Genomic DNA, 672 nt, shown 5'->3' on the forward strand with positions numbered 1-672 from the left:
CTGGCGGTAACGCGCTTAAGTTTTACGCTTCTGTTCGTTTAGATATCCGTCGTACTGGCGCAATCAAAGAAGGCGATGAAGTTGTAGGTAACGAAACGCGTATCAAAGTGGTTAAGAACAAGATTGCAGCACCATTTAAAGAAGCAAACACGCAAATCATGTATGGCCAAGGCTTTAACCGTGAAGGTGAGTTGATTGACTTAGGCGTGAAGCACAAGCTAGTAGAAAAAGCGGGTGCTTGGTACAGCTACAATGGCGATAAGATTGGTCAAGGTAAAGCAAACGCTTGTAACTACCTGCGTGAGCATCCAGAAATCGCGAAAACAATCGATACCAAACTGCGTGAAATGCTACTTTCTCCAGCTCAACCAGAAGCACCTGCTGCCGGTGAGAAGCCTGAGCAAGAAGAAGAGTTTTAATCTTCTGATAGACTAAAACAAAGCCCTGCGTTGCAGGGCTCTGTTGTATTTGTCGAAATCAAAATCGAAGAAATTTAAGGCAAACGAAAAGCCTGTACAGCTAAATTACCTTTAGGATCACTATGTACCAAAAGCGACAAGCACCGACGCTATCTAGCAAAGAAGCCGCGATTCAGTTACTTAGTCGTCGAGATCATGGCTTATATGAGCTCCATCAAAAGCTTGCGATGAAAGGCTATGAAGAGGCTGATAT

The 672-nt window shown here is 44.0% G+C and carries 2 pseudogenes; both read left to right on the forward strand.

Annotated features, from left to right (window positions below):
- A pseudogene (gene recA / locus R7093_RS25815) lies at nt 1-419 on the forward strand (recombinase RecA); the annotation flags it as partial.
- A gap of 122 nt (nt 420-541) precedes the next feature.
- Nucleotides 542-672, forward strand: a pseudogene (locus R7093_RS25820) (recombination regulator RecX); the annotation flags it as partial.

It is taken from the genome of Vibrio sp. 1580 (genome assembly GCF_033340055.1).